The organism is Namhaeicola litoreus (assembly GCF_042679565.1).
Classification (GTDB): domain Bacteria; phylum Bacteroidota; class Bacteroidia; order Flavobacteriales; family Flavobacteriaceae; genus Namhaeicola; species Namhaeicola litoreus.
The window spans coordinates 1,074,567-1,090,969 of the sequence record NZ_JBHTMY010000003.1 but is presented as its reverse complement, the minus strand read 5'-3'; the positions used below and the strand labels follow the sequence as shown (position 1 = coordinate 1,090,969).

Genomic DNA, 16,403 nt, shown 5'->3' with positions numbered 1-16,403 from the left:
CTTTACATAGATGTAGAACATAAAAACACTTAAGAATATATTTTGAAAAGAAACCATTTTATTTACCTCAGTGCCTCCGGAACTCTAAGTTTGTTTTTGCCGTTTTACGCCTGTAAAAACAATCAGAATAAAGATTTTAAACCTGTTTTGAGCCAATCTGATTTTGAACAAAAGGTTTTAAACTTATTAACTGTTTGGTGCGATGCCATGATAAGAGACCAAATTGTTGCTCCCGAAGAAATTGAAACCCATGGTGCTTTGTATTGCCATGCTTGTGAAAAAATTCACGGTCGATGCATGGATGCGGTCTATCCTTTTATGTATATGGCCGATCAAACTGGCGAGCAAAAATATTTAGACGCGGCAATAAATGTCATGAAATGGTCAGAAAATGTATCCATGCCAGATGGCAGTTGGACCGTTATTCCAGATCAGAATTCTTGGAAGGGAATTACTGTTTTTGGCGCTATTGCTTTAGGAGAAGCTCTATATCATCACGGACATGTTCTGACACCAGACATTAAAGAAAGTTGGACACTTCGATTGGAAAAATCGGCCGATTTTATTTTTAAAAATTTCACGATAGAGTACAGTCATATAAATTATGCATTTACAGCTATCTATGCGCTAAATTTTTTGGGACGATTTTTTGAAAATCAAGAATATATTGATCGAAGTAAGGTGTTGGCCAATGAAATACCGAAGTGGTTAACAGAACCCAATAAATTGCTTTTTGGTGAAGATAAACCCGCCAATGAACCTAGCGCAAAAGGATTAATGCCAATTGATTTAGGTTATAATGTTGAAGAAACTCTAAACGGGGTTGTTCAATATGCTGTGTTAGAAAAAGATGAAGAGCTACTGCAAATATTAACCAATTCATTAAAAGGACATCTTGAATTTATGCTTCCTGATGGAGGCTGGGATAATAGTTGGGGAACACGACAAAACAAATGGACATATTGGGGAAGTAGAACCTGCGACGGTTCTCAACCCGCTTTCACATTGCTCGCTGATAGGAACCCTGCATTTGCAACCTCAGTTGTTTTACATACAGAATTACTAGAAAAATGCACTGTTAATGGTCTTTTAGCAGGGGGATTGCATTATAAAACGCATGGTGTAAAACCATGTATACATCACACATTTGCTCATGCAAAGAATTTAGCATTTTTGTTAAATCATCCTGAAAAAACCAGGAAACTCACAAAAAATAGCCCTATTCCTAGAGCGATAAGCAATGGTGTCAAGCATTTTCCAGAACTCGATGTTTGGTTGGCGGCAAAAGGTCCTTGGCGGGCCACAGTTTCCTCTTATGATCAGGTTTATAAAATAAAATATTCTTATGCAGCGACAGGAGGGGCTTTAGCTGTTCTGTGGCATGAACTAGTTGGTCCTGTATTCACAGCGAGTATGGCTGAATTTATTTTGGTAGAAGTGAATAACCAGCAAGAGCAACCGGATGGAGAAGATATTCCCTTAACACCAAGGATTGAGTGTCGAAAAAATGGAAAATTGTTTAGTAATATATTTGATTTAGAGGCAGAGGTTAAAGCAATTACAAAAAAGAATGAGTTGAGGTTTGAAATAAACACCCAATTGACCAATAGAGATCATGAAAAAAGTGGAGGGATGTATCAGTTAAACTACCTTTTGAACAAAGATGCTGCTATTATCAAGGCTAAAAAACCCTTTGGACAAGAGGATGGTAGATTGGTACTTCCAATTATTTCTGCTACTGGAGAAAAAGTACTGCATATAAAACCGAATAGAATTGAGATTGTAAAAGAAAAAGGAATAATCACATTAGAAACCAACGTGCCAATTGCAATTATGAATACTAAGAAAGATAGGGTTTTTAATATGGTTCCCGGATTTGAAGCCATACCTATTTATGTAGAATTCAGTTCGGAAGAAATTATTTGTAAGATCACAGTAGATAAAAATCCTTCTTAGAAAAATATCTAACTCCTTTAGTAATTTCAGTATTAGGCAGCAACGGTGAAAAGTAAATGAAATATACTAAAAACATAATCTATGATTTTGTCTTAGAATCTGGCTTAGGCAAATTTAATCTAAGAGGAAAGAAAAATTTTCTAATCAGAATATTGATAATCGAGCTATGGATGGTTTGTTTTTTAATCAATATTTTGCCAAATACATTATTTGTTTTCCTTTTCGTTCTGTTGGAATAACTAATCAACATAGGTAATAAACTTTTACGCATGGCAATCGATAAATAAATCTTGTGCATTTTATTTATAGAGGTTTGATCATTTCTGCCATGATAGTGCAGGATAGATTCTTTTATTGGATTTAGTACTATTGGGAAGCATTTTTGTATTGAGCAAATTATTATATAATGCCATATTTTAAAATGATCTAAATGTACAAGACCATTCTTGCTATTTTGTTTTTTTCATTAATCATTCCGTTAAAAAGTTGCAGTGATTCTGGCGAGCTAGAATCAGAAATTGTTGAACCATCTGAAACAATATCTTTAACACCTCCGACCGGTATTCCTGATCCATTTAATTTATTTACCGTAGTAGATGCTGATGTTGAAAGAAAAGACTTCAACAAAGTAAAAAAATGGTATGAAGAAAGTCATGGAAAACAAGTTTTCAAGTTGTTTGAAGGAGATGAATTTAACGGCGAAAGAAAGCATGCCAGAACAGAAGCTGGTCAGGGTCTAAAGTTTAGAGCAGGGACTACCTGGCATAATTTTGAAGCCACAATGAAATTGAGTAACAAGTTAGATATTACTTATACAATTGCCCAGCTTTTTGCTGGTTGCTGCGGACCCCAGCTTCGTATTGAAGTCAAAACAAATGGAAGAATACATGCAGGCTCACGCTCAAATGGTAACGTGCTTATTTCAAGTGATGAAGATTGGGCAGATGGACAAAAGAAATTTAAGGTTAAAATAAGAACAAATGGTGAAGATTTTGAAGTGTATTTTAATGAAGCATTGAAATTTACAGGAACAACAGAAGAGAGTATCAATAATAATGTAGATGCATTGTACCATTTTAGATGGGGAGTATATTCGAATGAAAAAATGAAACAAAACCTAAGTAATACAGTGACAGAAATTTCGAGAAATTAATAGTGATTTCTCTATTTACAATTGTGTGTTAAACCCATATTTTTAACAATGAGGCTAAATTCAGTTTTAATAATAACATGCTTTTTATTGCTTCCTTTATCCTGTACAAAGGAAAAAAAATCTATTTCAATTGAGAATAACAAGCCCCTTAATGTTTTAATGATTTCTGTAGATGATTTGAATAGTTATTTGGGCTATCTCGGAGATCCAAATGCGATCACGCCGAACATTGATAAACTCGCTGAAAGTGGTGTAGCGTTTATCAATGCACATTGTCAAACACCACTTTGTGGGCCTTCGAGAGCCTCAATTATGACTGGGTTGAGGCCATCTACAACTGGAATATATGGTATGATTAAAGATGATTCTATTCGAACGAATGATCCACTTACCAAATCGGTGGTTTTTTTACCAGAGGTTTTTAAGAACAACGGCTACGACGTACTAGGCGTTGGAAAAATATTTCACACCTATGCTCCAAAAGATCTTTTTAAAGGACCGGGAAGATTTGTAGGCGAAAAGCCGAATAATAATTTTGGACCTGCCCCAAAACAAAGAATGGCATGGCAAGGATACCGTCCTGGAAATAAAAACGAAGGACCAAGAACAAATACTGATTGGGGCGCTTTCCCTGATCAAGATTCATTGGTTTCTGATTTTAAGGCTGCAAATTGGGCAAAGAATCAGATTGAAAAAGAAATAACTGAAAAACCCTTTTTCCTTGCAGTTGGATTTTTGAAACCTCATGTTCCTTTGCATGTGCCGCAGAAGTGGTTCGATATGTATCCTTTAGAAAAGATTGTAGTACCACCATACTTAGTAAACGATATGGATGATGTTCCTGAGATCGCTAAAAATCACATCTCGAAACTTGCCATGATGCCCACAACAGATTGGGCGATTGAAACGGATAACTGGAAAAAAATTATACAGGCATATTTGGCCTGTGTTAGTTTTGTAGACCATCAAATCGGTGTTGTTTTAGATGCTTTAAAAAATAGTCAGTACGCAGATAATACCATAGTGGTTTTATGGTCTGACCATGGATATCGCGTTGGAGAGAAAGGGACATTTGCTAAACAAGCACTTTGGGAAGAAGCCACAAGGGCTCCACTTATTTTTAGCGGTCCAGGAATTACAAAAAACAAAAAGATAAATGCTCCTGTAGAATTACTTTCAATTTACCCAACCCTTTTAGACCTATGTAAATTGCCAAAAAACGATCATAACGAAGGAATAAGCCTCACTCCATTGATGAAAGATCAATACAACGGGGAAAAGTTGAGTGCTATTACAACCTATGGTTGGAACAATCATAGTGTTCGAACCATAAATTATAGATATATAAAATATGAAGATGGTTCTGAAGAATTGTATGATAAACAAAAAGATCCTAACGAGTTTGTGAATTTGGCAAACACGCCTCAGTATCAAAAAGAAAAGGAAAAATTAGCTTTGTTATTACCAATAACGAACAATAAATGGAACAAATATTCATCTTATTCTTTTGAGCCGTATTTTATCGAGCAAAAAGAAAGAGTGAACGGGTTACTAATTGGCAATAATCATTAGGTATGAAATTCTTTAAGTTTACATCCAAGGTTTATAGCATTATTGTATTTTTTGTCTTGTTTGCTTGCGCAGGACCTAACCAATTAGAGAAAGATTTTTTAAATCCTCCAAAACAGTTTAAGCCCATGCCCTTTTGGCACATTAATGGTGAGCTAACGACTGAAGGCATTAGAGAACAAATGAAGGATGCCAAAGAATTAGCAGGATTTTCGGGCATTAGTTTGTTGCCTCTTGCCTCAAAAAATGAAAGACAGGGAACCACACCTAAATTCTTAACTGAATCTTATTTCGATAGATTTCAAGATGTTTTGACTACAGCGAAGGAGTTAGATATGGAAGTTATTTTGTATGATGACAACGATTTTCCTAGTGGAATGGCAGGTGGAATTATGCAGGAAAAATATCCGGAATACTGCAGGAAACGAATTGATAAAATAGAAAAAACCCTTCAAGGACCAGCGGTTCTGAGTGACCATGTATCTCATGATGTGTTGATGTCTGTTGCTGCCATGAACACAAAAAGTTTGGAACGTATAGATTTAAAACCATTTATTAAAAACGGTATACTAAAATGGGTGGTTCCAGAAGGAGAATGGAAGATTATGTATTTTCCATTAATCACAGAAAATAGTCATAAGAAGTATTTAATTGTTGATATTTTAGATACGCTTGCGGTTCGTAAAATGATCAATCATACTTATGATGAATACTACAATCGTTTTGGCTCTTATTTTGGGAATACGATTAAAACAACTTTTTTTGATGATGTAGGTTTTTGGAAATTTCCAAGAACATGGACAAGTAAGTTCAATGAAAAGTTTAAAGAACTTAACGGGTTTGATCCGGAACCATACTATCCAGCCTTATGGTATCATATTGGTCCTGATACGGAAGCAATACGTTATGCCTTCTATTTAACAAGAGCCGAATTACTTGCAGAAGGATTTCCTAAACTCGCAGCAGATTGGGCCAAAAAACATCAAGTTAAAGATACAGGACATCCTCCAGGTAATTATGATCCAACGCCAATTGATATGAATGGCGATATTTTTAAGTTTTTTAGGCATACGGCTATCCCGCTTACGGATGCGATCATTCGTTATCAATTTGGACAAAATGGTCACAAGTTGATAAGTTCTGCTGCAGATTATTATGACAAACCACTTGTTTCAACCGAGATTTACGGGGCTTATAGAGATTCAATTTTTGATTCTAACATGCTTTACAGGCCTATGATGGATCTATTTGTACGAGGTGTTAATATGGTTATTCCTCATGGTTTATGGTATAATCCAGAGCATGTTTATATACCACCCTTAGTTTCTCCTTATAATGATAAAATAGCTGGCGAACTGCCTACATATTCTGATTTTGTTGGTCGAAGTGCCATGTTATTGCGTGGAGGGCGAAGAATATCTGAAATAGGATTGCTCTATCCATTTGAAAGTCTAGCAGGATGGTATAGATTTGAAGCAGAGGAAAATCCAAGACAGGGGTTTTTTGTGTCTCCTGAGACAGATTATCAAAAAATTAGTGGGATACTGACAAATGAAATAAGACGAGATTTTACATTTGTGCATCCCGAATTTTTATTGGATGAAAAATATGTTGTTCAGGATGGATCACTAAAACTAGATAACAAAGAAAACTTTCAGGTTTACAATACAATTATAATTTCTGGGTGCAATATAATATCCTATCGAACATTGGAAAAGTTGAAATTATTTTATGAAAATGGAGGTACCCTTATTTCAACTACCCAATTGCCCTTCAAATCAACTGAATTGGGGAACGATGCTAAAATTATTGAAATGATAAAAGGGATGTTTAAAATAGACCCGTTAAATCAGAATAAATTGACTGAGGTATCTCATCATCAAAATCAAAAGGGAGGCAACGCTATTTTTATTCCTAAACTTAGTTCAGAAGTTTTAGAGCAAATACTTGAAAAATATACCAACCCTGCTGATGTATGGTTTTTATCTAACCCAAAGTTGAAAAGTGACTTTGGCAAGTTTTCCTATATACACAAGATAAAAGATGGAAAGAATATCTTTTATTTTTCAAATTCCAGTGATGAGGTCATACAAACCGAAGTCTGCGTAAAAGGAATTTTAAAACTTGAACAGTGGAATCCTCACAATGGTGAAATTAATAAAGATATAAAGTTAGAATATATCAAAACAAATAACCAAGATTATACAAAATTTAAGCTGAGACTTGAACCTGTAGCATCTGTTTTTTATGTGAGTTCTTAAAAAAATTAAATATTGCTAAACCTTTCAAACAAAGTTTATGAAAATTCATTTGAAATATTTACTAGTAGCTTTTTTACTTATATGGGTAACAATATCTTGTAATAAAAAAGGTATAATGGCTCCAGAAACCCTTTCGGTTTCAGAAGGATTTGAGAACCCAATTGGGTTTTATGATGCAACACCAACATTTTCTTGGAAATTACCGATTTCATCAATGGCAAACCAACAAACTGCCTACCAAATTGTTGCCGCCACAGATCCAAAACTTTTGCCTGATAATCCTGATTTATGGAATTCTGAAAAGCAGTTGAGCAATCAATCCACGTATATAAATTACGCTGGTAAATCTTTAATATCTCGTCAAAAAGTATACTGGCAAATTAGATATTGGAATGAAGAAGAGAAACAATCAAATTGGAGTGAAGTAAATCATTTTGAATTGGGTTTATTATCCAATTCTGATTGGAAGGCCAAATGGACTGGATTAGCCACAGCAAGTGATAGCATTAAAGGAAGAACGGGGGTAGTTACCCATAGACCGCAATACCTTAGAAAGAACTTTGAATTATCATCAGATGTGGTTTCTGCCCGTTTGTATGTTACTGCTAAGGGTGTTTTTGATGCATGGTTAAATGGTAAAAATATAAGTGACGATGTGATGCCTCCAGGTTGGACGCCTTACAACAAACGTATAGAAACCATAACCTATGATGTGACAAGTTTTGTTGCATCTGGCCAAAACACCCTTAGTTTTGAATTGGCTCCAGGTTGGCACTCTGGAAGATTAGGATGGAATAAATCGATTTGGGCTAATTCAAAGTCACCTAAAATTTTATGCCAATTGGAAATTTTAATGGCTGATGGTTCCAAAGAAACTATTTTGTCAGATGACACTTGGGTAGGAACAACCAATGGTCCAATACGCTTTTCTGAAATTTATGATGGAGAGATTTACGATGCCAATTTAGAAATTCCAAATTGGACAAGTAATACTTTTGATGACAGAAATTGGAACACGGTTGAAGTTGATTCTATTGAAACCGGGGTAAAATTAGAGCCCAAAAGACATTCTAATGTAAAACAAATGCAAATACTTCCTAGTCAAGAAGTAATAAAGAACTCAGACTTTAGCGCGATTTTCGATTTAAAACAAAATATGGTTGGTGTTCCTTTATTAAAAGTGCCTGTAAAAAAAGGAGATACGCTCATCATAAGATTTGCTGAAATGTTATCGCCGGATGGAAGTTTTTTTACGGAAAATTATCGCTCAGCGCATTCTACAGATTACTATATTGCTTCTGAAAGTAAAACCATAGAATGGTCACCAAAATTTACTTTTCACGGTTTTCGTTATGTAGAATTAAGCGGGTACGACACTTCAAAAGTACCAACAAAAGATTGGGTAACTGGTTTAGTTCAATATTCTAACTTTAAGAATCAAGGCAATTTTACTTCTTCTCATGAAAAGTTAAATCAACTTCAAAGCAATATTATTTGGGGTTTGCGAGGAAACTTTTTTGATATTCCAACAGATTGCCCGCAGCGTGATGAGCGTTTGGGTTGGACAGGCGACGCGCAAGTTTTTGCTCCTACGTCTATATTTAATGCAGATGTACATGCTTTTTGGGCAAGTTGGTTGCAGAGTTTACGAGAGTCACAATTTGATAATGGGGGAATACCCTTTGTAGTTCCTGATGTCTTAAAAAATGATAAAGTAAGTTCTGGTTGGGGAGATGCTGCAGTGGTGATTCCTTGGGAAATTTATTATCGCACAGGAGATCTTGAGATACTTGAAGAGAATTTTGACATGATGAAAAATTGGATCAATTTTCATGAATCCGAAACTACTAACTATATTTCACATATGAATTCATTTTCTGATTGGTTACAACCATATGCGCGAGAAAATGAACAAAAGGAATCTCGATTTGGTGATACGCCAATGAATTATATAAGCACAGCCTATTTTGCTCATGTTACGAAATTGGCACAGCAGACTGCTGAAGTTTTGGGTAAGAACAAAGAAGAACAAGAGTTTAAGATACTATTCTCTTCCATTCAAAATGCTTTTCAAAAAGAGTTTTTCGACGAAACAGGAAGAATAAAAAATGACAAGGGTACGCAAACCGGCTATTTAATGGCCATTGGTTTCGGCTTGTTATCAGATGAAATGGAACAAAAGGCAATTCCACATTTGTTGGAAAAAATTAAAGAGGCAGATGATCATTTGCGCACTGGCTTTTTAGGGACTCCATTACTTTCGAAAGTATTAGATAAAATAGGAAGAAGCGATGTTATGTTTACGTTGCTGTTAAATGAAACTTACCCATCATGGTTTTATTCTATTAACCAAGGCGCTACAACCATTTGGGAGCGCTGGAACAGTTATAGTAAAACAGAAGGCTTTAGCAAAGAAAGAATGAATAGTTTAAACCATTATGCATATGGCGCAATAGGCCAATGGATGTATGAAAGAATTGCGGGAATAGCACCTTTAGAACCCGGCTATAAAAAAATTAGAATTGCTCCTTTGGTCGGCGGTGGATTAACATCAGCGAGTGGAAGCTATAATTCGCCTTTTGGTATTATTAAATCTTCGTGGGAACTTGAAAACGAAATCTTTAAATTAGAGATTACTATACCGCCAAATACAAAAGCTGAAGTTCAAATACCATGCAACAAAGAGAACGAAGTTCAATTGGATGGGGTATCAATTTCAAATAATAACAATATCAAACTGATTAAAAAAACCGATGATATCGCCACGATTGAGGTAGGATGCGGAGACTATAGTTTTACTGTAAAAATGCCCTGAGCAAGAACAGTTTTTACTAATAGTTTAGCATGAATAGGTGATTTTAAATTTCAATAATCGTAAAGAGAAAGATACAATTCAACAGAATAATATATGATGATTAAAAACCTCCTTATCTTGGGTAAAAACAAAATTAAATGTAGCATCCTCAATGCCAGGCTTGTAAAAATGACTTTTTTGTTTTCGACTTTATTTTTTCTATGGTCGAGTTGTAAAAAATCAGAGGAGCCCTATTTAAACACTTCTCTATCCTTTGAAGAAAGAACAGAAGCTTTATTAGAACAGTTAACTATTGATGAAAAAATTTTGCTTTTACAGTATAAATCACCTGCAATTGATAGACTAAATATTCCGGAACATAATTATTGGAATGAGTGTCTGCACGGTGTAGCAAGATCTGGTACAGCGACCGTTTTCCCTCAGGCCATTGGTATGGCCGCTATGTGGGATAAAGAAGAAATGTTTCAAATTGCAAATGCCATTTCTGATGAGGCAAGAGCAAAGCACCACGACTATGCTGCAAAAGGAAAGCGAGGAATTTATCAAGGCTTGACATATTGGACGCCTAACATCAACATTTTTCGAGACCCTAGGTGGGGTAGAGGTATGGAAACTTATGGTGAAGACCCTTATTTAACAGGGGAATTGGCAGTTCCTTTTATTAAAGGTTTACAAGGCGAGGATAAAAAGTATTTAAAATTGGTAGCAACTGCCAAGCACTTTGTGGTGCACAGTGGTCCAGAATCGAGTAGGCATTCTTTTGATGTATATCCGTCTAACCGAGATATGGCAGAAACTTATACACCTCATTTTAAAAAAGCAGTTCAAGTAGCACATGTTTATTCTGTGATGTGTGCCTATAATCGCTTTCGTGGCGAACCCTGTTGTGGAAGTCCGGTTTTAGATAATTTATTAAGAAATGAATGGAGATTTAAAGGTTACGTGGTTTCTGATTGTGGAGCCATTCGCGATTTTCATAAAAAAGATGCCCATGAAGTGGTAAATTCTCCGGAAGAAGCAGCTGCTTTGGCTGTAAAATCTGGTACAGATTTAAATTGTGGAAACACTTATCCGGCTTTGACAAAAGCAGTTGAGCAGGGTTTGATATCTGAAGCAGAATTAGATGTCTCTGTGAGAAGATTGTTGCTCGCAAGAATGAAGCTTGGGCAATTTGATCCTAATCATTTGGTAGCTTTTTCTAATATCTCTATGGATGTCGTAGATAGTAAAGCTCATCAGGCAATAGCCGAAGAAGCTGCAAGAAAATCAATGGTGCTTTTAAAAAATGATGGAATTCTACCTTTTTCGAAAGAATTAAATAAGGTAGCAGTTATCGGTCCCAATGCAGATAATTTGGAAGTATTATTGGCAAATTACAATGGGTACCCCTCTAATCCTATAACACCGCTTCAGGGTATTCGCGAAAAATTACCAAATACAGAAGTAAGTTTTGCGCAGGGTTGTGAATTAGCACCAAAATTACCTTATTTAGAATTAATTCCTTCAGAATATTTGTTCACAGACTCAAGCACAATAACACAAGGGCTAAAGGCCAAATATTACAATAATTCTGAATGGAAAGGTGAGCCAATTCTTTCGAAAATAGAGAGTAGGATTGATTTTATTTGGAAAGATAAAGCACCTTTACCTGAATTGGATTACGATCATTTTTCGGTAGAATGGGATGGGGTTTTAAGACCAGACAAAAGTGGAGAATATGCCATAGGCGCAGAAGGGTTTTCGGGTTTTGAATTGTTTGTGAATGATTCATCTATTATTAATCTAAAAGGGGAACATCGTCCTAGAAAGGATTACGGATATTTTAAGCTTAAAGCGGGGAAAACCTACCCTATAAAAATAAGGTACGTTCAAGATAACTCATCATACCCTATGATGCAGTTATTGTGGTGCCCCCCTAAAGATAACCTAGTGCAAGAAGCTGTAGACTTGGCGAATAGTTCAGATTTGGTTATTTTATGTATGGGACTAAGTCCATCTTTGGAAGGAGAAGAAATGAAGGTGAAAGTAGAAGGATTTGATAAAGGTGATAAGCTTGATGTAAAGCTTCCAGAAATTCAAACTGCATTGATGAAAGAAATAATGAATACTGGAAAACCAACCGTTTTGGTTCTTTTAAATGGAAGCGCCATTGCATTTAACTGGGAAAATGAACATATTCCGGCTATTTTAGAAGCTTGGTATCCCGGCCAATCTGGAGGCAAGGCAATTGCAGATATCATTTTTGGAGATTATAATCCGGCAGGTAGATTGCCATTAACGTTTTATAAATCCATCGATCAAATTCCACCTTTTGAAAATTATGATATGGAAGGTAAGACATACAAATATTTTCACGGAGAACCTTTGTATTCTTTTGGTTATGGCTTGAGTTATACACATTTCACTTATGACAAACTTTTAGTTTCAAAAGAAATAAAAGCAGGAGAGAATATTCAAGTTTCAGTTGAGGTAACAAATACGGGTAATTTCGACGGCGATGAGGTTGTTCAATTGTATGTTTCGCTTACCGACGCACCATTTCCTGTTGCCATTCGCTCTTTACAAGGATTTAAAAGAATTCATTTAAAGAAGGGAGAATCCCAAAAGGTTGAATTTATCTTATCACCCGATCAATTCGCATACTACAATAGTGAAAAGGACATATTTCAAGTCGGATCGGGCAATGTCCACATTTCCGTCGGAGGGATGCAACCCAATCAAAACCATTCATTTTCAAAAAGTGTTTTAGAACAAAAAGTAATGGTTGTCGGAGGAGATTTTGATATTAAAAAATAATTGTAATTAATTTATTATTAAAACTATATATATAATTATTTATATGAAATATTTAAGTATTCTTAAAAAAGGAAGCATGATTGTAATGATGTTTTTTACTTTTAATTTATGTCTTGCACAAGTGTCGAGTACCCAGTTTAAACCGGGAAATCCTTTGGTAGCAGATGTGGGTATGGCCGACCCGCATATTCGTATTTTTAACAATAAAGCCTATATGTACGCCACAAGAGATGAAGATAAAACGGCACAGACTTTTGTGATGCCCGATTGGAAAATTTGGTCATCCGATGATTTGATTCATTGGAATTTGGAAACAACGATTTCGCCCACAGAAACCTATATGGGTGAGTCTAAAAGTTGTTGGGCAACTGATGCGGAATATAAAAATGGGAAGTATTATTTCTATTTTTCAAATGGTAATGTAGATACGGGAGTTATGGTTGGAAATACACCCGTAGGGCCATTCAAAGACGCTTTGGGCAAACCTTTATTGCCACAAGATTTGACGCCAATTAAGGAATATGACCCCACTATTTTAATAGATGATGATGAGAAAAAGTCGGCATATATTGCATTTGGACACCACCGTTCCAATGATCCTGCATATTATTTTTGTATCGCAAAACTAAATGAAGACATGATTTCATTAGCCGAAAAGCCGCGTGAAATTGAAATTTTGGGGGATTCGGAGATATTGAAAGGAAATGATAAACCGACCCTTCATAAACACAATGGAATTTATTATTTATCGGCTGGATCGCATTATGCAACTTCAAAAAATGTGTATGGCCCCTATACAAAAACAGGTAATTCTGGTAATGATAATTATGGTTTGAATTCAAGGGCACACGGAAATTATTTTGAATGGAATAACCAGACTTTTCATGTTTGGTGCCATTTTTATTTGGGAAAAGATGTAGCCAGATACAGAGAATCTTATTTGTCTTATTTACATTACAAAGACAATGGAGAAATGGTTACAGATACAAATTTTTTAGACAATCATTTTTCTAATGGTGTTGGCCAGTACGATGCAAATTGGGAAAAAATTGAAGCTGAATGGTATATGACTGCAACTGACATTCAGAAAAAAGAATCTAAAAAAGGGGGTTTTGAAATACAGGAAGTAGGGAATAACAGTTCTTTGTACTTTCCTAATGTTCGCAATTTAGCGGGTAAGTCGGTTATAGTTTTTCAATGTTCTTCAAACAAAAATGGTGAAATTACAGTCAGCTCAGATATTGAAAATGGCAAAGTACTAGGGAAGTGTAAAATACCTAATACCGGTGGATTTGATAATTACAAGGAGATATCTTGTGATTTAAAAAATTTGGATAAGGCTAAAAATATTTATCTACAATTCAAAGGAAAAGATTTTTTACATCTAGATAGTTTTTTAATCCAATAATAAAAGTAATTTGCGCATTATGGTTGATTTATCCTTTTGTTTAAAGAGAGTTGTTCTTGTTTTGAATTTGGTTTGTTTTTCACTTTATTCTCAAAAAACAAAGGAAACCTTCCTTTTTGTTGGTAGTTTTACAAACGGAGAAATTGGTAACGGGATTCATGTATATACTTTTAACCAGCAAAATGGAAGTTCAGAGCTGGTTCATTCAGAAAACGGCTTGATAAATTCTTCATTTTTAGCACTTTCTCCAAATGGAAAATATCTCTATGCTGCAACTGATACCCAATTAAAAACAGAAGGATACGTTTCTTCTTTTTATGTAGACAGCGAGACGGGTAATCTTAAATTTTTGAATAAGCAATTGGCGGGTGGAAGAAATCCTGTGCATATTAATTTACATCCAAAAGGAGAATTTCTAATCAATTCAAATTATACAGATGCAGGCATTTCACTTTTTCCAATCAAAGAAGATGGTACTTTGAGTGCTTATACTGAGTTATTTACTTTTGAAGGAAGCAGTGTTTTACAACCACGTCAGGACAAAGCTCATGTGCATTCTTCTAATTTTTCACCAAAGGGTGATTATCTTTTTGTAATGGATTTGGGAACAGATAAAATTTATTCATTTAAGGTTGAGAATGATCAAGTGGGTAAAAATACCTTGGTAAAGCGTGAAAGTATCCAAACAGTAAAGGGTAGTGGCCCGAGACATTTAACATTTCATCCAACAAGAAACTATGTTTACGCTGTGAATGAACTCAACGGGTCAGTTACGGCATATAAATATGAAAATGGGAATCTGATCTCTTTACAAAATATTTTGTGTTACGAAAAAGGCGTCAAAGTATTTCAATCTGCTGATATTCATTGTTCTCCGGATGGGAAATTTTTATATGTTTCAAATAGAGGATCTGAGGAAAATTCAATAGTAATTTTTTCTATTGAGGCAAATAGCGGAAGACTTGAATTGGTTGGAAGAACGCCTACTTTTGGTGAGCATCCTAGAAGCTTTGCAATAGATCCTAGTGGTAAATTTTTACTGGTGGCGAACCAATTCACAAACAATATTATTGTTTTTAAAAGGGATGCCAAAACCGGTTTACTTACTAAAACCAACAACGATATAGAAGTAAACGCTCCAGCAAGCCTAAAAATGTTTAGCTATTTTTTATCTAATTAATTCAGTATGTATTTGCTGATTTTAAATCGAATTTCTATCAATAAACAAGAAAGGATTTTTGGTGATTCCTTTTTTATGTTTTAAAACCATTTCGGCGGCTGATTTTCCCATTTCGTGAAAATCTGTCGAGATAACTGTAATACCTAAAAGTTCTTTTAACGGCGTATCGTTATAGGAAATTATTCCTAAGTCTTCAGATATTTTTTTGTTTCTATCACGAGAAAGTTTAACAAGATTCACCAAATCAGATTCTTCAATTGTAATAAACAAGTCTTTATCTTTTAGAATTAATTCCTCATCAATTTGATTAATGATATCAAAAGGAATTGAATATTCAACACAAAACTTTCTAAATCCGTGTAAAATTCTCCTTGGATAAGGATAATGTGAATTTTCAGGATATGCCAAAATCATTCTGTTATAAGTCTTAATTTTTTCTAAGCCTTGTTTTAGTGCGTTGTAAATATCATTTTCAAAATCTTGGTAAATCATGATGATGTCTCCTTGCACATCAACTTTATTGTCTAGAATAATAAGTTTATCCTTTGAAATTTGATTAATGGCTTCTTCAATTTCATCATTAGAACTCAAATGTTTTGACCCCTCCGTTCTAAAATGAGGCATAATGACATAATAATCATACGCATTTAGATTTTTGTTTAGCAAATTGAGAAAAACACCCTTGTCGCAATGATAAATATGAAGATCTGTATGCGCATTGTCACCCATTTGACTCACAAATGAGTTATACATTTTCATTTTATAGGTACTAAGTTTATTGATCAAAAACAAAACGTTTGTTTTTGACAATAATTTGGTTCTAGTGATGTAAAATCCTTTTCCTCGAATAGAAGAAATAATTTTTCTTTCTTTTAAAATACGATAAGCTTTTTCTACTGTATCTCTAGATAGATAAAACTCTTCACTAAAAACGTTTATAGAAGGTATCTTTTGATTCATTTTGAGATTACCAATTGAAATATTGTAAATAAATGAATCTACAATTTGCTTGTATTTTGGAGTTCTCGAATTTTCATCAATTTGAATATAATTTAAATCCTTCATAAGAATCTTCACGATAGTAAAATGATTTAGTTCTACTTGCAAGATATAAGAATATATGCTCACCTAAATACTAAAAAGGGGTATCAATTGTCCTGATAGGAGTTCTAAGGTGTAAGTGTTAAATTTATTTTTTGGCATTTAAAATGTCTAGCAGGATTTTTTATACATTCTATCAGAATTGTAAGAACGTACATAAATAT

At 34.7% G+C, this 16,403-nt stretch carries 9 protein-coding genes; 8 read left to right on the top strand and 1 reads right to left on the bottom strand.

The genetic code is table 11. From position 1 onward, the window contains the following. The first annotated feature begins 42 nt into the window (after nucleotides 1-42). From ACFQ39_RS12165 to ACFQ39_RS12130, 8 genes are all read left to right on the top strand, one after another. A complete protein-coding gene (locus tag ACFQ39_RS12165; protein WP_377179289.1) occupies nucleotides 43-1,956 on the top strand; it encodes a hypothetical protein in 1,914 nt (637 codons plus the stop codon). A 430-nt stretch (nucleotides 1,957-2,386) separates the two neighbouring features. Then, nucleotides 2,387-3,109, top strand: a complete 723-nt coding sequence (locus ACFQ39_RS12160; protein ID WP_377179287.1) for a polysaccharide lyase family 7 protein — start codon at nucleotides 2,387-2,389, stop codon at nucleotides 3,107-3,109. A gap of 159 nt (nucleotides 3,110-3,268) precedes the next feature. Further along, nucleotides 3,269-4,681 (top strand): sulfatase, encoded by a 1,413-nt coding sequence (locus ACFQ39_RS12155; RefSeq protein WP_377179285.1) that lies wholly within the window; start codon nucleotides 3,269-3,271, stop codon nucleotides 4,679-4,681. Nucleotides 4,682-4,683: 2 nt separating this feature from the next. After that, nucleotides 4,684-6,939, top strand: coding sequence for a glycosyl hydrolase (locus ACFQ39_RS12150; RefSeq protein WP_377179283.1), 2,256 nt, complete (start codon nucleotides 4,684-4,686; stop codon nucleotides 6,937-6,939). A 115-nt stretch (nucleotides 6,940-7,054) separates the two neighbouring features. Beyond that, complete coding sequence (locus ACFQ39_RS12145; RefSeq protein ID WP_377179281.1) at nucleotides 7,055-9,754, top strand: family 78 glycoside hydrolase catalytic domain; 2,700 nt, start codon at nucleotides 7,055-7,057, stop codon at nucleotides 9,752-9,754. Nucleotides 9,755-9,922: 168 nt separating this feature from the next. Continuing rightward, entirely contained in the window at nucleotides 9,923-12,550 is a 2,628-nt protein-coding gene (locus ACFQ39_RS12140) for a glycoside hydrolase family 3 C-terminal domain-containing protein (protein WP_377179279.1), read from the top strand. Nucleotides 12,551-12,593: 43 nt separating this feature from the next. Further along, nucleotides 12,594-13,958 (top strand): family 43 glycosylhydrolase, encoded by a 1,365-nt coding sequence (locus tag ACFQ39_RS12135; RefSeq protein ID WP_377179277.1) that lies wholly within the window; start codon nucleotides 12,594-12,596, stop codon nucleotides 13,956-13,958. A 19-nt stretch (nucleotides 13,959-13,977) separates the two neighbouring features. Then, complete coding sequence (locus ACFQ39_RS12130; protein WP_377179275.1) at nucleotides 13,978-15,138, top strand: lactonase family protein; 1,161 nt, start codon at nucleotides 13,978-13,980, stop codon at nucleotides 15,136-15,138. A 21-nt stretch (nucleotides 15,139-15,159) separates the two neighbouring features. Here ACFQ39_RS12130 and ACFQ39_RS12125 read toward each other — a convergent pair whose 3' ends face one another. Then, nucleotides 15,160-16,203: a GntR family transcriptional regulator gene (locus ACFQ39_RS12125; protein ID WP_377180021.1), complete on the bottom strand. Its 1,044-nt coding sequence runs from the start codon at nucleotides 16,201-16,203 to the stop codon at nucleotides 15,160-15,162. Nucleotides 16,204-16,403 lie beyond the last annotated feature (200 nt).